The 24,486-nt window shown below is 60.4% G+C and carries 21 protein-coding genes; 16 read left to right on the top strand and 5 right to left on the bottom strand.

Going from position 1 to position 24,486, the window contains the following annotated elements; all coding sequences use genetic code 11:
• Nucleotides 1-220: 220 nt before the first annotated feature.
• From msrB to msrA, 3 genes are read left to right on the top strand one after another with little or no spacing between them, the layout of a single operon-like run.
• Nucleotides 221-739, top strand: a complete 519-nt coding sequence (gene msrB, locus ACM6IK_RS09750; protein ID WP_414874134.1) for a peptide-methionine (R)-S-oxide reductase MsrB — start codon at nt 221-223, stop codon at nt 737-739.
• Nucleotides 740-772: 33 nt separating this feature from the next.
• Complete coding sequence (locus ACM6IK_RS09745; protein ID WP_414874133.1) at nt 773-2,539, top strand: cytochrome c biogenesis protein DipZ; 1,767 nt, start codon at nt 773-775, stop codon at nt 2,537-2,539.
• A 30-nt stretch (nt 2,540-2,569) separates the two neighbouring features.
• A complete protein-coding gene (msrA, locus tag ACM6IK_RS09740) occupies nt 2,570-3,277 on the top strand; it encodes a peptide-methionine (S)-S-oxide reductase MsrA (protein ID WP_414874132.1) in 708 nt (235 codons plus the stop codon).
• Between the two features lie 23 nt (nt 3,278-3,300).
• Here msrA and ACM6IK_RS09735 read toward each other — a convergent pair whose 3' ends face one another.
• Entirely contained in the window at nt 3,301-4,218 is a 918-nt protein-coding gene (locus ACM6IK_RS09735; protein ID WP_414874131.1) for a LysR family transcriptional regulator, read from the bottom strand.
• A 102-nt stretch (nt 4,219-4,320) separates the two neighbouring features.
• Between ACM6IK_RS09735 and ACM6IK_RS09730 the strand changes: the two genes are divergently transcribed.
• On the top strand, nt 4,321-5,496 hold the full coding sequence (locus ACM6IK_RS09730; RefSeq protein WP_414874130.1) for an aspartate aminotransferase family protein: 1,176 nt from the start codon (nt 4,321-4,323) through the stop codon (nt 5,494-5,496).
• A gap of 128 nt (nt 5,497-5,624) precedes the next feature.
• Here ACM6IK_RS09730 and ACM6IK_RS09725 read toward each other — a convergent pair whose 3' ends face one another.
• Nucleotides 5,625-6,125 (bottom strand): adenylate kinase, encoded by a 501-nt coding sequence (locus ACM6IK_RS09725; protein ID WP_414874129.1) that lies wholly within the window; start codon nt 6,123-6,125, stop codon nt 5,625-5,627.
• Between the two features lie 252 nt (nt 6,126-6,377).
• Nucleotides 6,378-7,304 carry a hypothetical protein gene (locus ACM6IK_RS09720; RefSeq protein WP_414874128.1) on the bottom strand — a complete coding sequence of 309 codons (927 nt, stop codon included), beginning with the start codon at nt 7,302-7,304 and terminating at the stop codon, nt 6,378-6,380.
• Nucleotides 7,305-7,771: 467 nt separating this feature from the next.
• Here ACM6IK_RS09720 and ACM6IK_RS09715 point away from each other — a divergent pair, with 467 nt between their 5' ends.
• On the top strand, nt 7,772-8,920 hold the full coding sequence (locus tag ACM6IK_RS09715) for a hypothetical protein (RefSeq protein WP_414874313.1): 1,149 nt from the start codon (nt 7,772-7,774) through the stop codon (nt 8,918-8,920).
• A gap of 119 nt (nt 8,921-9,039) precedes the next feature.
• Here the strand turns inward: ACM6IK_RS09715 and ACM6IK_RS09710 are convergent, their stop codons facing one another.
• Nucleotides 9,040-10,962: an alkaline phosphatase D family protein gene (locus ACM6IK_RS09710; protein ID WP_414874127.1), complete on the bottom strand. Its 1,923-nt coding sequence runs from the start codon at nt 10,960-10,962 to the stop codon at nt 9,040-9,042.
• A gap of 202 nt (nt 10,963-11,164) precedes the next feature.
• Between ACM6IK_RS09710 and ACM6IK_RS09705 the strand changes: the two genes are divergently transcribed.
• From ACM6IK_RS09705 to ACM6IK_RS09675, 7 genes are all read left to right on the top strand, one after another.
• Nucleotides 11,165-12,145 carry a quinone oxidoreductase family protein gene (locus ACM6IK_RS09705; protein ID WP_223548886.1) on the top strand — a complete coding sequence of 327 codons (981 nt, stop codon included), beginning with the start codon at nt 11,165-11,167 and terminating at the stop codon, nt 12,143-12,145.
• A 13-nt stretch (nt 12,146-12,158) separates the two neighbouring features.
• Nucleotides 12,159-13,007 (top strand): TauD/TfdA dioxygenase family protein, encoded by an 849-nt coding sequence (locus ACM6IK_RS09700; protein ID WP_414874126.1) that lies wholly within the window; start codon nt 12,159-12,161, stop codon nt 13,005-13,007.
• Between the two features lie 97 nt (nt 13,008-13,104).
• Entirely contained in the window at nt 13,105-14,157 is a 1,053-nt protein-coding gene (locus ACM6IK_RS09695) for a 3-keto-5-aminohexanoate cleavage protein (RefSeq protein WP_414874125.1), read from the top strand.
• Nucleotides 14,158-14,249: 92 nt separating this feature from the next.
• Complete coding sequence (locus tag ACM6IK_RS09690) at nt 14,250-15,581, top strand: MFS transporter (RefSeq protein WP_414874124.1); 1,332 nt, start codon at nt 14,250-14,252, stop codon at nt 15,579-15,581.
• Nucleotides 15,578-16,240 carry a DsbA family oxidoreductase gene (locus ACM6IK_RS09685; RefSeq protein ID WP_414874123.1) on the top strand — a complete coding sequence of 221 codons (663 nt, stop codon included), beginning with the start codon at nt 15,578-15,580 and terminating at the stop codon, nt 16,238-16,240. The genes ACM6IK_RS09690 and ACM6IK_RS09685 overlap by 4 nt, the downstream gene beginning before the upstream one ends.
• Nucleotides 16,237-16,563: a Rieske (2Fe-2S) protein gene (locus tag ACM6IK_RS09680; protein ID WP_414874122.1), complete on the top strand. Its 327-nt coding sequence runs from the start codon at nt 16,237-16,239 to the stop codon at nt 16,561-16,563. The genes ACM6IK_RS09685 and ACM6IK_RS09680 overlap by 4 nt, the downstream gene beginning before the upstream one ends.
• Nucleotides 16,560-17,570, top strand: a complete 1,011-nt coding sequence (locus ACM6IK_RS09675) for a YeiH family protein (RefSeq protein WP_349733625.1) — start codon at nt 16,560-16,562, stop codon at nt 17,568-17,570. Before ACM6IK_RS09680 ends, ACM6IK_RS09675 begins: the two co-directional genes overlap by 4 nt.
• A 190-nt stretch (nt 17,571-17,760) precedes the next feature.
• On the opposite strand, the gene ACM6IK_RS09670 is transcribed toward ACM6IK_RS09675, so the two are convergent.
• Complete coding sequence (locus tag ACM6IK_RS09670; protein ID WP_108218309.1) at nt 17,761-18,777, bottom strand: AraC family transcriptional regulator; 1,017 nt, start codon at nt 18,775-18,777, stop codon at nt 17,761-17,763.
• A gap of 357 nt (nt 18,778-19,134) precedes the next feature.
• Between ACM6IK_RS09670 and ACM6IK_RS09665 the strand changes: the two genes are divergently transcribed.
• The 4 genes from ACM6IK_RS09665 (at nt 19,135) to ACM6IK_RS09650 (ending at nt 24,477) form a co-directional block, all read left to right on the top strand.
• Nucleotides 19,135-19,701: an RBBP9/YdeN family alpha/beta hydrolase gene (locus ACM6IK_RS09665; RefSeq protein WP_414874121.1), complete on the top strand. Its 567-nt coding sequence runs from the start codon at nt 19,135-19,137 to the stop codon at nt 19,699-19,701.
• A gap of 123 nt (nt 19,702-19,824) precedes the next feature.
• Nucleotides 19,825-21,828, top strand: a complete 2,004-nt coding sequence (locus ACM6IK_RS09660; RefSeq protein WP_414874120.1) for a DUF1302 domain-containing protein — start codon at nt 19,825-19,827, stop codon at nt 21,826-21,828.
• A gap of 41 nt (nt 21,829-21,869) precedes the next feature.
• Nucleotides 21,870-23,228: a DUF1329 domain-containing protein gene (locus tag ACM6IK_RS09655; protein WP_414874119.1), complete on the top strand. Its 1,359-nt coding sequence runs from the start codon at nt 21,870-21,872 to the stop codon at nt 23,226-23,228.
• A 157-nt stretch (nt 23,229-23,385) separates the two neighbouring features.
• Complete coding sequence (locus tag ACM6IK_RS09650; protein ID WP_414874118.1) at nt 23,386-24,477, top strand: WD40/YVTN/BNR-like repeat-containing protein; 1,092 nt, start codon at nt 23,386-23,388, stop codon at nt 24,475-24,477.
• The last annotated feature ends 9 nt before the right edge of the window (nt 24,478-24,486 follow it).

Genomic DNA, 24,486 nt, shown 5'->3' with positions numbered 1-24,486 from the left:
TTGCTCGCGAAAAACCTGAGGACGCCGCGGGGCGTCAGGTATCCCGCGTCATCGTTGGCCTCCATCGCGAGCAGGCTCGCTCCTACATTTGCATAGGCATTGTGCGGGTTTTTCGGGGTCTGAGTTATCACGAATTGTTTAACTTCCCGTGAGGATTTGGCGATCACCCAAAGCCTAGGCTGTGTTCCATGAAACACCCCTGGATTTTTGGGAGGCGAGCATGTTTTCACGACGGCAATTTCTTGTAGCGAGCGGCGGGCTGGGGATGACGGCCCTGGCGATCGGCCTGTTGCCGAAGTTTTCCACAGGCGCGGCCTTGATCAGTGAGGCCAGCGCAGCGCAGGTATTCGAAGTGACCCACAGCGACAGCGAATGGCACGCGATCCTGACTGACGAGCAGTACGAGATCCTTCGCGAAGAAGGCACCGAACGGGCCTACAGCAGTCCGCTGAACAACGAGCACCGCGATGGCACCTTCGTCTGTGCCGGTTGCGAGCTGCCGCTGTTTTCCTCGGCCACCAAATTCGACAGCCGCACCGGTTGGCCGAGCTTCTGGGCACCCCTGGACAAAGCCGTGGCGACCCGCCAGGACCGGGCGTTCGGCATGGTCCGCGAAGAGGTTCACTGCCGGCGCTGTGGCGGGCATCTGGGCCATGTCTTCGACGACGGCCCGAAACCCACCGGCCTGCGTTACTGCATGAACGGCCTGGCGATGAAGTTCGTGCCGAAGACGGTGTGATTCCCTTCCTCTCACTTTTTGCAGGTAATCGCCATGTGGCTGCTGGTCCTCGCTTATCTCGGTGGTGTGCTGACGATTGTCAGCCCGTGCATTCTGCCGGTGTTGCCGTTTGTCTTCGCCCGCACCGGGCAACCCTTCGTCAAAAGCGGATTGCCGCTGCTGGTGGGGATGGCGCTGACCTTCGCGCTGGTCGCCACGTTGGCGGCGGTGGGCGGTGGCTGGGTGGTGCAGCTCAACCAGTACGGGCGCTGGCTGGCGCTGGTGTTCGTCGCGTTGTTCGGTCTGACATTGTTGATACCGCAATTGGCTGAACGCCTGACCCGGCCATTGGTGGCGGCGGGCGGTCGTTTGTCGGAGGCGGCAGGCGCCGATGCGCGGCCACGTCCCGGTGCTTCGTTGCTGATCGGCGTGGCCACCGGCCTGTTGTGGGCACCCTGCGCCGGGCCGATCCTGGGCCTGTTGTTGACTGGTGCGGCGCTGCAAGGGGCAAGTATCCAAACCACCTTTTTATTGCTGGCTTATGCCGCGGGTGCTGCCACTTCCCTCGCGCTGGCCTTGTTGCTGGGCGGCAGAGTCTTCAGCGCGATGAAACGCTCCATCGGCGCGGGCGAATGGCTGCGTCGCGGTCTGGGCGCGGCGATGCTGGCCGGTGTGACAGCAATTGCCCTGGGCCTGGACACGGGGGTTCTGGCGCGGTTTTCCACAGCGTCGACCGGCACAATCGAGCAAGCGCTAGTGGAAAAACTGAGCGGCAAGTTACCGCGTAACAGCGCTGCGCCGAACACGACCTCCGAGGGCACGGTGCAAGTGGCCGAGAAAACCCCGGGCACCTTGCCGGTCGAAGGCAACCTGCCGCCACTGGAGGGCGCCGTGCAATGGCTCAACTCGCCACCCCTCGATGCCCAGGCCTTGAAAGGCAAGGTCGTGCTGGTGGATTTCTGGACCTACTCCTGCATCAACTGCCTGCGCTCGTTGCCCTATGTCAAAGCCTGGGCCGAGAAGTATCGCGATCAGGGCTTGGTGGTGATCGGCGTGCATGCGCCGGAGTTTGCCTTCGAGCGCGACGTCAGCAACGTCACCAAAGCCATGAAGGATCTGGGCATCACCTACCCGGTGGCCATCGATAACGAATACAGGATCTGGCGCGCCTTCAACAACGAGTACTGGCCGGCGCATTACTTTGCCGACGCCCAGGGACGCATTCGTTATCACCACTTCGGCGAAGGCAAGTACGCCGAGTCGGAGCGCGTCATCCAGCAATTGCTGCGTGAGTCCGGTGCAAACAAGGTGTCGGACGGGCTGATCAGTGCCCAGGCCGACGGCGTGCAAATGGCCCCGGACAACAACGAAGTGCAGTCGCCGGAAACCTACGTCGGTTACCAGCGCGCGGAGCACTTCGTGCCGGAAACCGCGCTGGTGCCGGACAAGGTCGCGGCCTACAACCCGCCGGCGCAATTGGCCCTCAACGACTGGAGCCTGGGCGGCCAATGGCATGTCGGCCCGGAGCGGGCCACCGCCAGCGCACCGGCCAGTCGCATCGTCTATCGCTTCCACGCCCGTGATTTGCATTTGGTGCTCGGCCCTGGCGCCGATGGCAAGCCGGTACGCTTCAAGGTGCTGATCGACGGCAAGGCCCCCGGCGATGCCCATGGCATGGACGTGGCCCCCGACGGCAGCGGCACCGTGACCGACCAGCGCTTGTATCAACTGGTGCGCCAGAACGGCGGCGTGACCGACCGGACTTTCAGTATCGAGTTTCTTGATCCGGGTGCGTCGGCTTACGCCTTCACTTTCGGCTGATTACTTTGCAACGCTTGAGGAGTTCGCCCCATGAAAACACTCTTTACCTGGCGCCGTACCCTGCTCGGGCTGGCGGCTGCCGGCATCATCAGCCAGTGCTCGGCCTTCTCCTTCGGTGGCGCTGAAGAGGCGGTGGTCATTCCACCGCCGGCCCTCGACGAAACCACCCAGGCCCGCAGCGAAACCGCCGTGTTCGCCGGTGGCTGCTTCTGGGGCGTCCAGGGGGTGTTCCAGCATGTCAAAGGCGTGAAAAACGCCGTCTCCGGCTACGCGGGCGGGTCAGCCAATACCGCGCAATATGAGCGCGTCAGCAACGGCAATACCGGCCATGCTGAATCGGTCGAAGTCACTTTCGATCCAGCTCAGGTCAGCTACGGCACCTTGCTGCAGATCTACTTTTCGGTGGCGCATAACCCGACCGAACTCAACCGTCAGGGGCCAGACAGTGGCACCCAGTATCGCTCGGCGATCTTTACCAAAAGCACTGAGCAGCAGCGGGTCGCACAGGCCTACATCACTCAGCTCGACGCCGCCCATGCCTTCGACAAGCCGATTGTGACCAAACTCGAAACCTTCAACGGTTTCTACCCGGCGGAAGAGGAACATCAGGATTTCCTGACCGAGCATCCGACCTATCCGTACATCGTGATCAACGATTTGCCGAAGGTCGCGCAGTTGAAGCAGCTGTACCCCAATCGTTATCAGGAACAACCGGTGCTGGTGAAGGCGGGGATGTGAATGGCGATCAGCGACTGCATGGTCTATTCGGCCGACGAGTGCTTGCCCCACCTCTGTACGGCGAATTCGACGAAACGCCGCAGTTTCGGCAATCGGTGGCGATCCTGGGCATAGACCAGGTGCATCGGCCGACTGGGCGGGCAGTAGTCGGGCATCAAGGCCAACAGCTTTCCGTCCTTGAGGTCCTGTTCGACCAAGGCGTCGGGCATCATCACGATGCCCATGCCGGTGCGTGCCGCTTGATGCAGCCCCGCCGAACTGTTGATCAGCATCGGCCCGCTGACCCCCACGCTGACTTCGCCATCGGGACCGGCCAGGCGCCATTCCTTTTGCACCGATTGCCAGTCATCGCCGGCCGGATAGGCAAAGGACAGGCAGTCGTGGTGACGCAGGTCTTCAGGCGTTTGCGGAGTGCCACGCCGGGCCAGGTACTCCGGTGACGCGCACATGGTCAGGGTGTAGTCGATCAGCGGGCGGGCGATCAGGCTGGAGGGTTCCAGCGCGCCCAGGCGAAACGCTACATCGAGGCCGTTTTCCAGCAGATCCGGGCGTCGGTTGGTCAGTACCACGTCGAGTTTCACCCGTGGGTTTTGCCGGCTGAACTCACTCAGTGCCGGCGCCAGGCGCTCGGTCCCGAAGGTCAAGGGCGCGGTGATGCGCAAGATGCCGCTCGGTTCGTCCAGCGCCTGCTCGGCCAGCCGCTCGGAGTCGGCCACCAACCCCAACACGTCCAGACAGCGCTGGTAATACGCGGCGCCGAACTCGGTCAGCCGCTGGCGCCGCGTCGTGCGGTTGAGCAGGCGCACACCCAGCCGTTGCTCCAGGGCCTTGAGGTGATTGCCGACCATGGTCGTGGACATTTCGCACTTCAAGGCGGCGGCGGTCATGCTGCCGGTCTCCACCACTTTGACGTAGACGGTCATTGCCTGGAACAGATCCATTATCAAGCTCGGCTTTTAAATGATTTAAGTTTTACGGTGTTTATCCAGTTCGGGTGGCTAACCATACTGCAAAAACACCGACCCTTGCTGGAGCTTGATGTCATGACCGCCGCCTGCCTGATGAGCACGTACCAACCCTTGGCCTTGAGTTTCATCAAGGGCCTGGGCACTCGCCTGTGGGATCAGGCCGGTCGCGAATACCTGGATGCGGTCGCTGGTGTGGCGGTGACCAATGTCGGCCACTCCCACCCGAAAATCGTCGCCGCCATCGTTGAACAGGCTGGGCTGCTGCTGCACACGTCGAACCTCTACAGCATCGACTGGCAACAGCGGCTGGCGCAGAAACTGACGCGGCTGGCGGGCATGGACCGGGCGTTTTTCAACAACTCCGGGGCCGAAGCCAACGAAACCGCACTGAAAATCGCCCGGCTGCATGGCTGGCACAAGGGCATCGAGCAGCCGCTGGTGGTGGTCATGGAGAACGCGTTCCATGGCCGCACCCTCGGCACCTTGTCGGCCAGCGATGGCCCGGCGGTACGCCTGGGTTTCAACAAGTTGCCGGGGGATTTCGTCAAAGTGCCGTTCGGCGACCTCGACGCGCTGGACAAGGTGCAGCAAGCCCACGGCCCGCGGATCGTAGCGATCCTGATGGAGCCGATCCAGGGCGAAAGCGGCGTGCAACTGGCGCCAGCGGGCTATCTCAAGGCCGTGCGCGAACTGTGCAACCGGCGCTCATGGCTGATGATGCTCGATGAAATCCAGACCGGTATCGGCCGCACCGGCCAGTGGTTCGCGTTCCAGCACGAAGGCATCGTCCCGGACGTCATGACCCTGGCCAAAGGCTTGGGCAACGGAGTGCCCATCGGCGCGTGCCTGGCTCGTGGCAAGGCAGCCGAACTCTTCACGCCGGGCAGCCACGGCAGCACCTTCGGCGGTAATCCATTGGCTTGCCGTGTCAGTTGCACCGTGCTGGATATCGTTGAAGAACAAGGCCTGCTGGAAAACGCCCGGCTTCAGGGGGAACGTCTGATCGAAAGATTGCGCACAGAATTGGCGGGCAACCCGAACGTCTCGCAAATCCGCGGCCAGGGCCTGATGATCGGCATCGAACTCAAGCAACCGATCCGCGACCTGAGCCTGATCGCCGCCCGGGATCACGGCTTGCTGATCAACGTCACGCGGGGCAAAACCATTCGCCTGCTACCGCCGCTGACCATTGATGAGCGGGAGGTGGAGATGATTGTCAGAGGGGTGAGCTGCGTGGTGAAAGAGGCTTGAAATACGCTCGTTGAGCATCGCAATACCTGTGGGAGCGAGCTTGCTCGCGATAGCGATTACACAGTCAACATCGTCGTTGACAGACATTCCGCTATCGCGAGCAAGCTCGCTCCCACAGGTTTTGTGCCTTAACTGATGGGTAAAATTCCTGCTTCTGAAGCGAAGTCGGTGATTTCATCCCGATCAGTCAGGCGGACCTTCGAGGCACCAAGGCCTTCGAACAACCGCTGATGCGCAGCAAATCCACTTGAGTCGTCACGGGTGCGATAGCTGCCGGCCCACTCCAGCATTGCAACCAGTCGTTCGTCATCCTTTGCTTCCCGCCGGCGAATGTTGGCGACGCAATCAACGTCATCAATACACAACCAGATCAACGCCGTGGCGCGGTGGAGGATTTCGCTGACGATCCAGCCGTAAACCCCTTCGATCACCCAGCGCTCTTCACTTGCCGCCCCACGGGCCATACCCAGCGTTTCATTTCGGGAGCGGGCGATGCTGTGTTCATCGGACAGCCAGTGAATCCGGTCGAGATCGGTCCAGGGCACACGCAGTTGCTCGGCCATCCGCTGCGCCAGCCAGCTCTTGCCGGAACCGGAATTACCGATGATCAGGGTTCGGGTGAGGTCCATGAGCGACTCCGATCAATTGTGGGTGTGAACCTGCTCGCGAAAGCGGTGCTTCAGTCAGCATTGATGCTGGATGTGCTGGTCTTATCGCAGACAAGCCTACAGGTACACCAGAATCCGCCGGCCTGTGCGCCTTGAGGTCCATCGGTAACTTGCCGTGCGTCACTGCTCATCATTACTGTAAGCCCTTTTATAGTGTCAGTTTTTAGACATCGCTGTGATGTGGATGGTTGTAGTGAGGGCGATCAGGTTGGCTCAGTTGTGAGTTGGGCTTACCTTTACTGCTGGGCTCAGGAAGTCTATGTGATAGCCAGAGGAACCGTCCCCAATTGCTATATGAACGCCATTAATCCCTTCGTTTAATTGAGAGTTGATTTTGTAGTCAATGCTGTTTGCGATTGTGTCGTTTACTCCAATAGCAAACTCAGTCAGCTTGAGGCCTCTAGGCCCTGCTGCAAGATCCAATAGTTTTATGTGTTCATTGTCATTTATTTTCAGTGAGGTGATTGTGTTGTCTTCAATGGTCAATAGTGCACCTTCTTCAGATATGCGATCGCTCAACCATCTTAAAGAAGTATTTAAACCTTCTGGTAAAGCTGGGTTGGCTTTTCTAAGAACTGTAAGTATTCCGGATATTTTTAAGGTTCCGTGAAAGGAAAACGGACTTGGCTCTTGTGGGTTCATGTGAGCATAATGAACTTCAAAAAACTCCGCCACGGACTGAATGAAATCGTTTTCTATATCCTCGGTAATCAAAGCATAAGGCTGAGCGTGAGGGGCTATCGTTATTTGCGCGTCAGCATCATTTCCGGTCAAGAAAAATGAGTTGTGTGAATTGAGCATATTCAGTACACGTCTTTGTGTGCTTAGCGCTCGTTGAAAGTCGCTTGTCAATAACAGGTTCAAACTATAAAGTGCTGCTTTTAAAGTAGGCTCGAATACTTGTGTTGCACAAAAGATGCTTTTTTTGTGTTTGGTGTTTTTAGCAATTTCAAATGTCTTTTTCGCTGCGTTATTAGTGAATGAAAAAATGATGCTGTTTTTGGGGAGACTGTCGATGTCAGAGATGTTGAGTGTCTTGAATCCTAATTTGGCGCACTCTTGGAGGAACTCCTCAAAGTCCGCAATTATAGAAAGCTCTTCTTGACCAAAGAGCGTTGTTATCATCGTCCTGAATAACATTGGTACCTCCTTTTTTGTCGGTGGGCGGCAAGAGTGATCTTGACGCCCATTTTTATTATTTACTCTTCAGTACGAGCCCAAGCTAACGGCGCCCAGCCAAAATTTTCCGGGCCGGAAGTTATGCGGGTGAGCTTTTCTTTAACGACGTTTTTCTTTTTCATTTGATCATCCTTTTTCATTTTTTTTGGTTTTGTGCTCCCTGGTGGTCTTGAGGGGGCGAAATAATTAATACAGATTTTTTTGATGTATTAAATAGGTTTTTTGAGGTTTTTTTAGAATTAATGATGCTCGTGAGGTGTCTTGTAAGAAGCTCTTGGTTATTTGTGTAAGAAGTACCTGTAGTCCTCTTCTGAAAATTTAGTTTTTCACCGAATTTGGTTGTGATGGACGATCTGAAATCGTTAGGTTGGTCTATGGGGTTCTTTTTGCGGGGAGCCTACATTCAATTGTTAATAAGGGGTTGTTTAGTGCCGGAATCAAAGAAATATCTGACGGATACGTCCGTACACCAAGCCTTGTTACTGGCTGATCTAACAGAACCTGCTGCACCCGATCACGCCATTCGACTATTACTCAAGGAGGTCCTTCAAGGGTTAACGGATAAAGGCTGGCCACAAGCGCAAGTGCAGACGGGGCCGAGAATTGTTTCCGCTGAAGAAAACTACGGATTGCTTGGTTATGACCCATCTGAGATTACGCTTGGAAGTGCACACACTCGATGGGTTGACGAGTGGTCTCTGTTACGGACGCAAACCACTAGCCAAATTCCCTCTGCGCTTCAGCGAGCGGCCAAGCTACGACAACCGGGGCAGTCAATATTATTGGCCGCGCCTGGTATCACTTTTCGTCGCGACAGCCGGGATCGTTGGCATTGTGCACAACCGCATCAGATGGATATCTGGGTGCTCGGTGATCCTGATTTGTCGACGCATGAGCATTTACTTTGCTTGGTCGGCGATATCCTCAATTCTGCCGTGCCTGATATGCCTTGGATCTACAGTGATAGTCCGCATCACTACACTGAGGGCGGGATCGAAGTAAACCTGTTGAATGACGGCGTCCCTGTAGAGGTTCTGGAGTGCGGTCGAATTGCCAAATCATTATTGGAGCGACTGAAGATCGATCCTTTGCGTCATGGAGGACTGGCGCTGGGAATGGGATTGGATCGCTTGACCATGCTGCGCAAAGGCATCCCGGATATTCGTTTGCTGCGTGATCAGAACGAACGAGTACAGGCACAGATGCACGATCTGAATCCGTGGAGCGCCGTCTCTCGGTTGCCTTCGATTACTCGCGATATTTCGTTAGCGGTAACGCCGGGGCTGAGCGAGGAAGTGTTGACTGAAAGGATGTTGCAGGCAGCTGGCGACTGTTCAGATTGGATCGAGGAAATGCAGATCAAAGGGCGCTGGGCATTCACAGAACTGCCTCTGCAGGCCATCGATCGCCTCGGATTGCTGCCGGGGCAGGAGAATGTGCTGCTACGTGTTGTACTGCGTGATTGTTCGCGATCAATCACCACTGCTGAGGCGAATGCCTTGTATTCGAAAATCCAGGTGGCACTCCATGAAGGTGCGCCGGGGGCGGGTTACAGAATGGATTCCCCCAATATTTAACTGGCCACTTCGCGAGCAGGCCCACAGGATCTGGAAATAGTACACGCCAGAAATCCAGTGTGTACGAGCCTGCTCGCCGCACCGTCGCTTCCACCGTTTTTTGTGGTGTCTTCTCTACCTCAATCATCGCCTGCTGGCGCAATCATTCGGGTCTTCGGCGAGCCGTTCGAGTTGTGCTGATAGATCGTCTGCGGCTGTCCCAGGTCATTGAAAAACACCTGCCCGATCCCCGCCGAGTTCCAAAGCCGCTCACCGGCTTCGGCGTGCTCGGGAACATGCGGCACGATGCGCATGCGTCGCCGTTTGGTCAGCCAGTTCAACGGTGAGCGTGGCGAGTACAGCCAGCGGTTGAGGCGGTCGAACCACTCGAGCAGGGTGGCGGGGAATTCGTTCTTGATGCCGCTGCTGGTGATCTGCCAGATGCGCGGTCCGGCCTTGCGGTGGCGGATCAGCACTTCGTAGACGAAGGAGTAGTGCACATCGCCCGACAGCACCACGTAGTTACCTGGCGTGCGCGAGTGGCGGAAAATGTTCAGGATCACCTGTGCCGCACCGCGATGGGCCATCCAGTTTTCCGCGTCCACCAGCAGTGGGTAGCCGCACCAGCTGAAGATCCGCTGCACCGTTTCAATCAGCTTGACGCCGAAGATCGGCGCTGGCGAAACGATGATCGCACTCGGGTGGTCCAGCAGTTCCTGTTGCAGTTCGCTCAGGGCTTCCCAGTCGAGCAAGCCGGAAGGCTGCTTGAGGTTCATCTCGCTGCGCCAGCGCCGGGTGCGGGTGTCGATCACCACCACGGCCGGGGTGGTTGGCAGCACGTAGTGCCAGTGCTGAAACTTCAGCAGATCACCGATCAAATCATCTTGAACAGTGCTGTCGAGATGACGCTGGTGTGTGCTGGCGCTCAACGCACCAGCCTTTTTCAGCAAGGCACCGAACGCATCCGGATGGTTGCCCCAGCCCTGGCACAGCATGTACGCCAGCAGCGCGTTGCCGATGATGCGCCGGGAGAACGGATGGCCGTAGGCCGTTTCCTCCCACTGCGCACTAAGGTTCCAGTCATCGGTGATGTCGTGGTCATCAAAAATCATCAGCGTCGGCAGATGCGCCAGTGCCCGCGCGACGTTGCCAAGGCCTGCCTTGAAGGCATCGATGCGCGTCTGTTCAAGGGCGTAGCGCTTGAGCCGTTCCGGCGTCAGCGTCGGTGCCTGGGGCGCGATCAGGGTCCAGGGCACGGGCGACCAGACCAACAAGTACATGGCCATGACTTCGGCGAAGGTCACCAGATGGTTGTCGGCGCTGCTGCTGGTGAAAATCGGCTTGCGCGCACCGCCGAAAAAACGTTCGCGCAGGGTTTCATTGCTTTGCAGTGCCGGCAGCAGATCCGCGCGGTGGTAGTAACTGGCCGGATGCTCGTAGAGCCTGGCGCTGTCGCTGACCACGGCGCCTTCGAGGTGTTCCCCGAATAGCCCCAGGCGCTCGATCAAGGCGTGAATCGCCCGCAGCATCGGCCCCGCGACATCGTCGGCGTAGACCTGATCGCCCGTCATCATCAGCAGTGCCGGGCGCTCCTTGGCGCTGTGTTCTTGCGCCAGCAACCGGTCGACGCACAGCAATCCGTCTGCCGCCGGGTGATGAGGCTTGCGGCAAGAGCCGTGCAGTAACTGATCGACCCGTGCGCGCAGGACGAAGTTCGGGCAACGGGCATCGCCATACAGCAGGTGTGGCGCCCAGTCGGCGATGCCTTGTTCTGTGCCATCGATCAGCAGGTCATAGTCGATCGACTCGTCCCGGGGCAGGGCGCCATCGAGGTGCACATCGATCAGGTGCACATAGGCATGAGCCCCCACTGCAATCACCGTGCATTGCCCGGCATCGAGACGGATATCGCCGACGCCCTGCAAGCGCAAGGTCAGCGCCAGCGCCCGGGAACCCACCAGCCACAGCGCCAGCCGTGTGGGCTCAAGGCGCCGCAACAACGGGCCGGCGAGGACCGGCGGCAGGGCTTGGTGATCGTCGGGCAGTGGCAAAGTGTCGAGCATCCGTCTTCAAGACTCTTGGGGCGTGGCGGGCGATGATAGCGCAGGTGGCGGCGGGACTGGCTGGAGCGATCCTGTTTGTGCCTGTCACCAAATGAAAAGCCATTGTCGTCTGATGAGAAGCGTCCCGACAGGCCTCGTCCTACAGTCCAATCAACGCAATTCGATGCAACACGCCCATATGGCAGATTGGAGAATAAGAAAAATGGCAAAAGCCGTACGCTTCTACGAAACCGGTGGTCCCGAAGTCCTGCGATATGAGGACGTCGAAGTCGGCGAACCCGGTCCCGGCCAGGTTCGGCTTCGTCATGTGGCAGTTGGCCTGAACTATGCCGACACCTATTTCCGTAACGGTACCTATGCGATCCCGCTGCCTAACGGCATGGGTGTCGAGGCCTCTGGGGTAGTCCAGGCCGTTGGTGAAGGGGTCACCAACGTGGAGGTCGGCGATCGCGTCACCTACACCGGTTTTCTCAACACCCTCGGCGCCTACAGCACCGAGCGCCTGATCCCGGCCGCGCCGCTGATCAAGCTGCCGGAAACCATCAGCTTCGAGACTGCTGCCGCGATGACCATGCGCGGTTTGACGTCCTCGTACCTGATGCGCCGCATCTACGACTTCAAACCGGGCGACAGCATCCTGCTGCATGCCGCCGCTGGCGGTGTCGGCCTGATCGTTTCGCAGTGGGCCAAACTGTTGGGCTTGAACGTGATCGGCACGGTGTCGACCGAGCAAAAGGCGGAAATCGCCCGGGCTCACGGTTGCGACCATACGATCAATTACAGCCATGAAGACGTCGCCGCTCGCGTTCGCGAACTGACCGATGGTGTGGGCGTCAACGTGGTGTTCGACAGCGTTGGCAAGAACACCTTCGAAGGCTCCCTGAATTCGCTCAAGCGCCGCGGCCTGATGGTTTGCGTCGGCACTGCGTCCGGCCCGATTCCAGCCTTCGACCCTGTGATGCTGGCGATGAAAGGCTCGCTGTTCCTGACCCGTCCGGCCCTGGCCGACTACATCAGCGACCCTGCGGAAAAAGCCGCCCTGGCGGGCGAGTTGTTCGACCACGTCGGCAGCGGCCGGATCAAGATCGAGATCAACCAGCACTACGCCTTGCAGGACGCCGTGCAGGCCCATCGCGACCTTGAATCGCGCAAGACTACCGGCTCTTCGATTTTCGTCGTTTAAGGAGCGGCCAGCCATGAAAGTCGAACAATTGACCTGCAGCATTGGCGCGGAACTGATCGGCGTCAACCTGGCCGACGCGGTGCATGACGACGGTCTGTTTGCCGAGATTCGTGCCCAGTTACTCAAGCACCGCGTGGTGTTCCTGCGCGATCAGGACATCACCCGCGCCGAGCACGTGGCCTTCGCCCGGCGCTTCGGCGAGCTGGAAGATCATCCGGTGGCCGGCAGTGATCCGGATCATCCGGGGCTGGTGCAGATCTACAAGAGACCGGACCAGCCGGCAGACCGCTACGAAAACGCCTGGCACAGCGACGCCACCTGGCGTGAAGCACCGCCGATGGGTTGCGTGCTGCGTTGCGTGGAATGCCCGCCGGTCGGCGGTGACACCATGTGGGCCAATATGGTCCAGGCCTATGCGAACTTGCCGGAAGACGTGAAGGTGAAGATCGCCGACCTGCGAGCCCGCCACAGCATCGAAGCGAGCTTCGGTGCAGCCATGCCGATTGAAAAACGCCTGGCGCTCAAGGCGATGTATCCGGACGCCGAACACCCGGTGGTGCGCACCCATCCGGAAACCGGCGAGAAGGTGCTGTTCGTCAACGCCTTTACCACCCACTTGAGCAACTACCACACCCCTGAGCGGGTGCGCTTCGGCCAGGACGCCAACCCCGGCGCCGGCGAGTTGCTGCGTTACCTGATCAGCCAGGCGTACATCCCTGAGTATCAGGTGCGCTGGCGCTGGAAGCCCAACAGCATCGCCATCTGGGACAACCGCAGTACCCAGCACTACGCCGTCATGGACTACCCGCCGTGCCATCGCAAGATGGAGCGTGCCGGGATCATCGGCGACAAGACGTTCTGATCGAACGCCACCTGCACTCGCAGCATTCGCACTCGTAAACACGCCTGCCCGGCACGACCCCGGGTGGGCGGGACAATCATAAGAACTGGAGTAGATCATGCAATTCTTCGACGATTCCCTGCACCCGGAAAACATGGAAAAGGTAGTCATTACCGTGGCCCCGTACGGCCCCGAGTGGATGCCCGAAGACTTCCCGGAAGACATCCCGTTGACCATGGATGAGCAAGTCCAGAAAGCGGTCGAATGCTACGAAGCCGGCGCCACCGTGCTGCACCTGCATGTGCGTGAACTGGACGGCAAGGGCTCCAAGCGCCTGTCGAAGTTCAACGAGCTGATCGCCGGCGTGCGTGAAGCCGTGCCGGACATGATCATCCAGGTCGGCGGTTCGATTTCCTTCGCTCCGGAAAGCGATGGCGAAGCGGCCAAGTGGCTGTCCGACGACACTCGGCACATGCTGGCCGAGCTGACGCCAAAACCGGATCAGGTCACGGTGGCGATCAACACCACGCAAATGAACATCATGGAGCTGTTGTATCCGGAGTACCTGAAAGGCACCTCCCTGGACAACCCGATGACCCAGGCGGCCTACAGCGAGATGACCGTACCGGCTGGCCCGGCCTGGGTTGCCGAGCACCTCAAACGCCTGATGGACAACGGCATCCAGCCGCACTTCCAGCTGACCGGCATGCATGCCATGGAAACCCTCGAGCGCCTGGTGCGCCGTGGTGTTTACAAAGGCCCGCTGAACCTGACCTGGATCGGCATCGGCGGCGGTTTCGACGGCCCGAACCCGTTCAATTTCTTCAACTTCATCCACCGCGCGCCGGACGGCTGCACCCTGACCTCCGAATCGCTGCTCAAGAACGTCATGCCGTTCAACACCATGTCGATGGCCATGGGCATGCACCCACGTGTGGGCAATGAAGACACTATCATTGACCACAAGGGCGATCGTTTCGGCTCGGTTGCGCAGATCCAGCAAACCGTGCGCATTGCCCATGAGCTGGGCCGTGAAATCGCCACCGGCAAAGAAGCCCGCGAGATCTACCGCATCGGCGTGCAGTACGAAACCATCGAAGAAACCCTGTTGGCCAACGGCATGGCCCCCAACCGCAAGGCTGGGCAGAAAGGTACGCCACAACGCGGCTGACCGAGGGGCGGGACGAGAGGCCGAGACCTCTCGTCCGCCCGACCGTTACACGCTTGATAACAAAAATAAAACAAAGCTCTTGAGGAGGCTGCATGGCCTTTCACCCAATAGCCGCTGACGATGACGACTCCAGCGGAGTCGGCGTTGCGCGCCAATATGCCTGGATCGTCTTTGCCTTGACGTTCGGCCTGTTGATTTCCGATTACATGTCGCGTCAGGTACTGAACGCGGTATTCCCGCTGCTCAAGACTGAGTGGGCGTTGAGCGACGGACAGCTCGGTCTGCTCAGCGGCATCGTTGCCCTGATGGTCGGCCTGCTGACGTTTCCCCTGTCGTTGATGGCCGACCGCTTCGGCCGGGTCAAGAGCCTGGCGCTGATGGCTTTCCTGTGGAGCGTGGCGACCCTGGGTTGCGCGTTGGCGCAGGACTACCAGCAGATGTTCATCGCGCGGTTCATGGTCGGCGTCGGCGAAGCCGCCTACGGCAGCGTGGGCATCGCGGTAGTGATTTCGGTGTTCCCCAAACACATGCGCGCCACCCTGGCCAGTGCCTTCATGGCCGGCGGGATGTTCGGATCGGTGTTGGGCATGGCTTTGGGTGGTGCGATTGCCGCCAAGCTGGGCTGGCGCTGGTCGTTCGCCGGCATGTCGCTGTTTGGCCTGTTTCTGGCGGTGCTCTATCCGCTCATCGTGAAGGAAGCGCGCATTGCGCCACAACGTGCCGCGCAGATTGCGAACAAGACGGCCGCCGCGGTCAAGCGCCCGTTGCGCACACTGTGGTCCAGCCGTTCGGTGGTAGCGACCTACGTCGCCAGCGGCTTGCAGTTGTTCGTCGGCGGCACGGTGATGGTGTGGATTCCCAGCTACCTCAATCGCTACTACGACATGCCCACCGACAAGGCCGGCGGCATGGCGGCGATCATCGTGTTGTGCAGCGGTGCGGGGATGATTCTGTGCGGCATGTTGAGTGATCGTCTGTGTCGCAACTCGCCGGAGCGCAAGGTCAGCCTGGCCATTGGTTTTTGCCTGGGCAGCTGCCTGCTGCTGTCGGCAGCGTTCGCATTGTCGGCAGGGCCTGTGCAACTGGCGCTGATCTGTCTGGGCATGGCGATTGCCACCGGCACCACTGGCCCCGCCGGTGCGATGGTTGCCAACCTGACCCATTACTCCGTCCACGGTACGGCGTTCGCCACACTGACCCTGGCCAATAACCTGCTGGGGCTGGCACCCGGGCCGTTCCTGACTGGCCGGGTGTCCGACCTCATCGGTCTGCATGCCGCGTTTCAACTGGTGCCACTGGTCAGCCTCGCGGCGGCGGCGGTGTTCTTTTATGCCAAGTGTCATTACCACAAAGATATTGCCCGGCTTGAGGGTCATAGCGTGCCTGAGCCCGTCAGTGCAGCCGGGATAGAGGTGAAGTTGTGAGTCGTCGTTTACGTATTGATGTGTTTTTCGATTTTATCTGCCCTTGGTGCCTGATCGGCAAACGCCAACTGGAGCATGCGCAGGTGCAGTTTCGCAGCCGTCACCCGGATGTGCAGATCACTACGGAGTGGCATGGCGTGCAGTTGCTGCCGCAGATACCGGTACAAGGTGAACCCTTCGCCGATTTCTACCACAAGCGCCTGGGCAATGCCGACGCGGTGGCCGTGCGTCAGAACCAGGTGCAGCAGGCTGCCGGGGCGGTTGGCCTGGCCATCGACCTCAGCCGTATCGAGACGATGCCCAACACCGCGGACGCCCATCGCTTGTTCGAGCGTGCCAGCGCACTGGGTAATGCCAGTCAGCGTGAAATGTTGCTCGAACGATTGTTCGCCGCTTATTTCCTCAGGCGCGAAAACCTGGGTTGCCGTGAGACCTTGCTGGCCATTGCCCGCTCCTGCAGCGTCGATACGAATGAAGTGCTCGATTGCCTGAAGGGCGACGCCACGCCATTTGCAGGATCGCCCGACGCGACCAGTGGCGTGCCGAGCTTTCAGTTCGACGGTCGCCTGACGGTGATCGGTGCACAACCTGCTCAGGCGCTGCTCGGGGCCATGACCGAAGCCCTCAAGGAAAGTGATCGCGAGCGGCAGCCAGAATGATCCGGCGCATTCCCGTACCTGCCGGCAAACACCCGCAGGCCGGTGGTCGCGCGCTGTTCGAATTTGAAGACAAAAGCCTGGCGTTGTTCAACGTCGACGGGCAGCTGTTTGCCATCGACGACAGCTGCCCGCATCAGGGCTCTTCGCTATGCGCAGGGCGACTTGAAGGCCGGGTGATTCAATGCCTCGCCCATGGTTTGCGCTTCGATTTGCGTAGCGGCTACCTGCTCAATTCCACCCAGGTCAAAGTCATCCACTACCCGGTCGAGAACATCGACGGCCAGGCGTTTATCGTCATCGCATCCGAGGAGAACGCGCCATGAGCGCCATTGCTCTCACCCGTATCCACAGTCGCACGCGCGAACTGGCACCGGGGTTTATCGTCAGTCTGATCGTGGCGGCCGCCGCGTCGTTCCTGTCCGAGCATTACGGTGCGCCGGTCATGCTGTTCGCCTTGCTGCTGGGCATGGCCCTGAATTTTCTCGCCGATGACGGCCCGTGCAAGGCCGGCATCGAGTTCACTGCCCGCACCGTGCTGCGCATCGGCGTGGCGCTGCTGGGCATGCGCATCACCCTGGAGCAAATGGCGGCGCTGGGCTGGAAGCCGATAGCCCTGGTGGTGATCCTGGTGGTGGTGACCATCAGCGTGTCTGTGATCGCCGCCAAGGCCCTGGGCTTCCAGCGCCTGTTCGGCATGCTGACCGGCGGCGCGACGGCCATCTGCGGCGCCTCGGCGGCCCTTGCGCTGGCAGCGGCGCTGCCGAACCATCCGCAGAAAGAACGCGCCACACTGTTCACCGTCATCGGCGTTTCGGCGCTGTCCACGCTGGCAATGATCGTCTACCCGATGATCGCCAACTGGCTGCAGTTGTCACCGCAGGTCGCAGGCGTATTCCTCGGCGCCACGATCCACGACGTGGCCCAAGTGGTCGGCGCCGGCTACAGCATGTCGACCGAGACCGGTGACACCGCCACGGTGGTCAAGCTGATGCGTGTTGCCATGTTGCTGCCGGTGATTGTCACCGCCGCGATGATCACCCGTATGCAAGGCGCCGACCCGACCGGCAAGCGCCCGCCGCTGTTGCCGTGGTTCGCCGTCGGCTTCCTGATTCTGGCCTGCATCAACAGCACCGGATGGATAGCGCCTGCGGTGCAGGGATCGGTCAACGAACTGTCGCGCTGGTGCCTGGTGATTTCCATCAGTGCCCTGGGCATGAAGACCCGGCTCAGGGAGCTGGCGGCGGTCGGGATCAAGCCGATTCTGCTGATGGTCGGGGAGACGGTGTTCCTGGTTGTGCTGGTGCTGTTGTTGCTGCGCTGGGGGCTCTGAACATCGGCCAGGATTAAAACCTGTAGGAGCGAGCCTGCTCGCGAAAAACCCAAGAGCACCGCGGGGCATCTGGTTTTACGCGTAATCGTTCACGACCATCGCGAGCAGGCTCGCTCCTACAGGGATCGTGTTCCAACCTCGCGCTTTCGCGGCGACTGTACCAGCAGTCGCCGTTTTTTTTGCCGGGCTGTCAGGACGGCTTCGTCCCTGCCTGCTTCTGCGCCCGCCACGTCGCCGGCGGCATTCCAAACTGGCTGATAAACCACCGCGTAAACGAACTCGCCATCGAATAGCCGAGCATGTCAGCAATGCGGCTGAGGGAGTAGTTGGGGTTGTCCAGGTAGCGCAGCACCAGGTCGCGGCGCACGTCGTTGATCACGTCGTTGAAGGCGCAGCCGTCGTCCTTGAGACGGCGTTGCAGGGTGCGCACATTCATGCCCTGGCTCTGGGCGACCTGTTCGATGGTGGCGCGGCCCATGGGCAGCAGCAGGTAGATGGCCTTGCGCACCTCGAACAGCATCGAGGCGCCTTCGTGGTTCTGCAGCGAGTCGAGGTAGCTCTGGGCGTAGCGGGCCATGGCCGGGTCGGCGTTGGGGTTGGTCATGTCGAGGCTGACGTCCGGGCAGACGATGCCGTTGAACTCGCTGCCGAACTCCAGGTTGCAGCCGAACAAGCGGCGATGCAGGTGCAGGTTGTCCGGTGGCTGGTGCATGAAGTTGACGCTGTAGGGGTGCCAGTGCGAGCCGAGCAGGGCCGAGCACAACCGGAACATCACGCCGATGGCCAGCTCCGTGGCCTGACGGCTGGGCATGGGCGTTTCGGTGACCACCTCTTCGCGAATGATCACCATCTTGCCGGCCTCTTCGATGAAGATGGCCAGCGAGTCGTTCATCAGGTGTCGGTAATCCACCACGACCTGCAAGGCATCGCGCAGGGTGCGCTGGTGGCTGAGCAGCAGGCTGACCACGCCGAAGTCCGAGAGCTGGCGCGACTCGGCCATGCTCAGGCCGAAGGTCTGGCAGCCGCTGGCGGCGGCCGAGTCTTCCAGCAACCGCACGGCGGCATCGATCTGGATACGGTGCTCAGGGGCTTGCAGTTGGGCCCTGCTCAGGCCGACAGCGGCCAGCACGTCGCGCGGGTTGAACCCCAGGTACTGGGTGACCTCCAGGTAGTTGGTCAAGACAGCGGCGCGAACAAGCTTGGTCATGCGAAAGTCTTCCCTGGGGCCGATGGCGGTTGGCGTGAGCGTGGCGACTATATCCAGCGTATCAACAGTTGAACAGTTGTCATGTCGTTGATGGTTTTCATGCTGTCCGGTCACCCATCCTCTACGCTGCAGGGAGCGATCAGCGTTCATCCGTTGATTACAGTGACCTTGCGCCAACCTGGGGGATTTCTCGACCAGCGGTCGCGGCGACCGAGTGTCCGACAATTTGTCATCAAAAGAAAAGTGCCTGACGTCCAATGTAAAGCGCTTAGGGTGGGCGCTCTTTAATGTCGACCCTACAAAAAGCCCCTGGCGAAAACAGCCAGTCGAGTTATCGAGAAAGCGAAGGTGTTGACCGTGGACAAACTGCAAACTGCCGCCACCATTCTGATCGTTCCGGGTCTGCGCGAGCACGTGGCCGAACATTGGCAAACGTTGCTTGCCGCCAGGCTGAGCAACGTGCGCAGTGTTGCGCCGCTTGAGACCGACAAACTCGATTGCATGGCCCGTGTGCGGGCGATCCAGCACGAACTGGAGCAGATCGACGGCCCCGTGATTCTGGTGGCCCACAGCGCCGGCGTGCTGATGGTCGCGCACTGGGCTGCGCACTACAGCCGTCCGATCAAGGGCGCTTTGCTGGCCGCGCCACCGGACCTCGATGCGGTCTGGCCGGCCAACTATCCTTCTTCCGAAACCCTGCGTAGCCAGGGCTGGAATCCTCTGCCACAAGGCCCGCTGCCATTTCGCAGCATCGTGGCCGGCAGCACCAACGATCACCTTGCCAGTCTTGCTGCGGTCACCCGCATGGCAGAAGGCTGGGGCGCCGAATTGCTCGATCTGGGCGATGTCGGCCATCTCAATCCGGCCGCAGGATTTGGCCACTGGCAGCAAGCCGAAGCACTCATCCAGGAGCTGGATCGCTAGTACAAGGAGCTGGACTGGCAGTACGCCACCGGCATTTGCCCTCATTCCTTAAACGCAAACCCGAAGAGGCTTGCGCGAGGGCGGCTGCGCTTAAAACAAATACAAAAAGGCGGAGACAACGCAATGCACAACAATAAGAGTCACGGCTTCACCGTAGCGCGCTATACCTTGCTGGCCTCGGCCATTCTGGCTGTCATCGCGCCGGCGGCCCATGGGGTCGAGATCGATCTGGGCAATCCGGACTGGACCGCGCGTCTGGATAACACCGTGAAGTACAACTACGGCGTACGTACCGAAAGCGCCGACAAACGCATGTTGGGAACGCCGAACAACAACGACGGCGACTACAACTTCCGCAAGGCCGGCACCAACATCACCAACCGTATCGACCTGTTGACCGAAATGGACGTGGTCTACAAGAACGCCATGGGTTTTCGCGTCAGCGCCGCCAGCTGGTACGACAAGGCCTATGACAACACCGGTTCCAATTCCAACCCGTTCGTCAACGGCAACGATGCGCGTTCGGGCCTGATCGCCAACGACCCGCGTCTCGCAGCGGTCACCCATGACAACGTCGGCAATGGCAGCCCGCACCTGAGCAACTATGCCCAGCGCTACTACAGCGGTCCTTCGGGCGAAATCCTCGATGCCTTCGTGTTCTACAGCACCGAAGTCGGCGAGGAGTCGATGCTCAGCGTCAAGGCCGGCCAGCACAACGTGTTCTGGGGCGAGACCATTCTCAACCCGGTGCACTCGGTCAGCTACGGCCAGTCCGGCCTCGACCTGGCCAAGCTGGCCGCGTCGCCGGGTACTGAAGCCAAGGAGCTGTTCGTCCCGCGCAACCAGTTGTCGATGTCGTTCACCGTCAATCCGGAATTGACCGTGGGTGCCCAGTACTTCCTCGATTGGGACGCCGCGCGCCTGCCGGAAGCGGGCACTTATTACGGTGGTTCCGACCTGGTCGGCTTTGGTGGGCAATCGTTCCTGCTCGGCAATACCAACGGCGTGGTGCCTGGCAGTCCGCTGGGTTGTGGCCTGGCGCCGTGCAACGCGCTGACCAACGTGCGTCGCGGCCATGACCTGACGCCGGGCAGCAGCGGCGACTGGGGCGTCATGGCCAAGTGGTCGCCGGCCTGGCTGGATGGCACCCTCGGCGTCTACTACCGCGAGACTTCGGAAATCCTGCCGCAAGCCTGGCTGGACGCCCGGGGCATTACCTCGGCCAACCCGAACGGCACCCGGCCGGCAGGGCAAGTGCCTGCGGTGGTCAACACCCTCAATTCGCTGGACACCGCCACCTATCAGATGGCCTATGCCGACAACATCAAGATCTTTGGCCTGAGCCTGTCCAAGGACGTGGGCGGGATCAGCGTCGGTTCGGATCTGAACATCCGTCACAACATGCCGCTGGCCAGTATCCCGGCGATCGTCAGTACCCGCAGCCCGCTGGGCCTGGGGCAAGGGCTTGGTCTGCTGCCTGCACGTACCGACGCCACCGGTGTGGTCTACGACACCCCAAGCCGCGGCGACAGCATGAGCGCCACCGGTGACACCTTGCACTGGACCCTCAACGGTTTGATGACCCTGCCGAAAACGCCGGTGTTCGATCAGGCAACCGTGCTTGCCGAGCTGTACTACAGCAACCTGCTCAAACTCGATAGCAAGAACGAAGCGCTCTACAAGGGCAAGGGCAGCTATCGCGGCATCGACGCACCGACCCGTGACAACTGGGGCCTGGCGGTCAACTTCACGCCGACCTGGTACCAGGTGTTCCCCGGTGTCGACCTCAACGCGCCGATGTCGGTCAACGTCGGTCTTGCCGGCGTGTCACCGGTCTCCGGTGGCGGTGCCAAGGACACCGGCAACTATGCCGTGGGCGTCGGTGCCGTTGTGTACAACAAATACTTTGTCGACCTGAAGTACGTGGACTCCTTTGGCCAGACCGACAAGTGCAACACCAGCGGTGTGAGTACCGGCCCGACCGGCGGTGACGGCTCCACCCCGAACGCCTTTAGCGGCAACGAAAACTACGCCTGTTTCGCCGGTGGCTACTCGTCCTTTTCCGGAGGGGGTGCCACGACTGAGGACCGTGGCGCCGTGTACCTGACGATGAAAACAACCTTTTGATTCACCACTGATTTGCTCAATGCAAGCAGGAGAATAACAAGATGAAATTCGCACAAACCGTGTTGGCCGCGTCCTTGGCCATGGTCCTTGCTGCCCAGGCACAGGCCGCTGTTTCAACCCAGGAAGCTGCCAAGCTGGGCACCAGCCTGACACAGGCAGGCGCTGAAAAAGCCGGGAACGCTGATGGTTCCATTCCTGCCTACAACGGTGGCCTGACCACGCCGCCGGCCAGTTTCAAAGCCGGTGACAGCATGCGCCCGGACCCGTTTGCCAGTGAAAAGCCGGTACTGGTGATCGACGGCAAGAACGTCGATCAGTACAAGGGCCTGCTCACAGCGACCACGGTAGAACTGGCCAAGCGTTTCCCGACGTTCCGTGTCGACGTGTTCCCGACGCACCGCACTGTGTCGTTGCCCCAGGCGATTCTGGACAACGGCGTGAAGAACGCCAGCGGCGCCAAGTCCCTGGAAGGTGGCCTGGCCATCGACAACGTGCTGCCGGGCATTCCGTTCCCGATTCCGCAGTCGGGCAACGAAGCGATGTGGAACTTCCTGTTGCGCTACCAAGGCGTCAGCATCAGCTCCAAGTACGACTCCTGGAACGTCGACTCGGCTGGCGTTCCCAGCCTGGCGACCACCGGGCAAGCGAACATCTCCTACCCGATCTATGAAAACCTCTCGCAGCCGATCAGCAGCGCCGACGTGTACTACCAGATGAAGCTGGCGTACACCGGCCCTGCGCGCCGGGCCGGTGAGGCGATCATGCTCAAGGACGCCGCCAACCCGTTGCAGCAGCCGCGTCGCGCCTGGCAATACCTGCCGGGGCAGCGTCGGGTGAAACTGGCGCCGAGCCTGGCCTACGACACGCCTAACCCGGGTACCGCGGGTGCGGGCACCTACGATGACGTGTTCGTGTTCAACGGTGCACTGGATCGCTACGACTGGAAACTGGTCGGCAAGCAGGAAATGATCGTGCCCTACAACACCTACAAGCTGACCTACGTCCAGGATCCGAAGTCGCTGACCACCGCCAACCACCTGGCACCCGACTTTGTACGCTGGGAAAAACACCGCGTATGGGTCGTTGAAGGCAACCTCAAGGCCGGTGCCCGTCACATCTACGCCAAGCGCCGCTTCTACCTCGACGAAGACAGCTGGACCGCTTTGGCCTCGGATCAATATGACGCCCGTGGTCAGCTGTATCGTGGTTCCTTCGCCTTCCTGAGCCAGAGCTACGACAAGCAGGTTCCGGACTCCACGCCGTTCATGATCTACGACCTGGTCGGCGGTTCCTACAACATCAACGGTGTAGTCGGCCCTTACGGCGGCATCAAGTACATCGAGCCGCTCTCCAAGGCCCAGTGGTCGTCGGAATCCCTGGCCGGCGCCGGCATTCGCTAAGCCAACCGCACGATCCCCTGTAGGAGCGAGCCTGCTCGCGATGGTCGTGAACGATGAAGCGGGGAATCTGGTTCCCCGCGGTGTTTTTGAGTCCATCGCGAGCAGGCTCGCTCCCACAGGATCTGCACGGCGCCAGGTTTTCCGATGAGGACGCAGTATGTGTTCGTATAAAAATAATATTTTGCGGCTGGCGTTTGGTGTCGTGCTCGGCCTGTCGCAGGGCGTCACTCAGGCGGCCGAGTACGTCGATGTGCTGGACCTGCCCGCCAGGGTCAGCGCCTTGGCGATCAACAGCCCGTTGTCCGGCATGGCCCGCGCCGGCGGGCGTGTGGTTACCGTCGGCCAGCGTGGCCATATCCTGTTTTCCGATGATGCCGGCAAGCATTGGCAACAGGCCGCCGTGCCGGCCAGTGCCGACCTCACGGCGGTGAATTTTCCGACCACCACCCAAGGCTGGGCGGTGGGCAATGACGGCGTGGTGCTGCACAGCAGCGACGCCGGTGCGACCTGGCAAAAGCAACTCGACGGTCGCCAGATCGGCACCTTGCTGGTCAAGCACTACACGGCGCTGGCCAGCGCCGAACCGGGCAATGAGCAATGGCCGCTGCTGGTTGCCGAAGGCCAGCGCCTGGTCGAACAGGGCGCGGACAAACCACTGCTCGACGTCTGGTTCGCCAACGACAAAACCGGCTATGTGGTCGGCGTGTTCAACCTGATCCTGCGCACCGACGACGGTGGCCTGACCTGGACGCCATTCCAAGACCGCACTGACAACCCTCAGGGTTTCCACCTCAACGCCATCGCCTCCACCGGCGATGCGCTGTACATCGCCGGCGAACAAGGCCTGTTGCTCAAGTGGGACGACAGCGCCCAACGCTTCAATGCCGTACCGACGCCTTATCAAGGCAGCTTCTTCGGCGTACTCGGCAAGCCCGGCGAAGTGCTGATCTACGGTCTGCGCGGCAACGTGTTGCGCAGCACCGACGGCGGCCAGAGCTGGACTGCGCTGGACAGCGGCCTGCACGTCAGCATCACCGCGGGCCTGATCGATGCCCGTGGCAACTATCGCTTGTTCACCCAGGGCGGGCAGATGCTGGTCAGCCAAGGGACGGGCGCGCAGTTGCATCTGGTGCGGCAACCGGCACCAACCCCGGTCGCCGGTGCCACCCAGTCCGCCGATGGCGCCTTGGTGCTGGCCGGCAGCCGTGGTGCCCGGACGCTGTCCGCCGATCCAGCCCTCGAACCCTAAGAGCGAGAA

It is taken from the genome of Pseudomonas sp. IT-196MI5, assembly GCF_949767415.1.
Lineage (GTDB): Bacteria > Pseudomonadota > Gammaproteobacteria > Pseudomonadales > Pseudomonadaceae > Aquipseudomonas.
The sequence above is the reverse complement of the archived record's forward strand: the minus strand, read 5'-3'. Positions and strand labels throughout refer to the sequence as shown.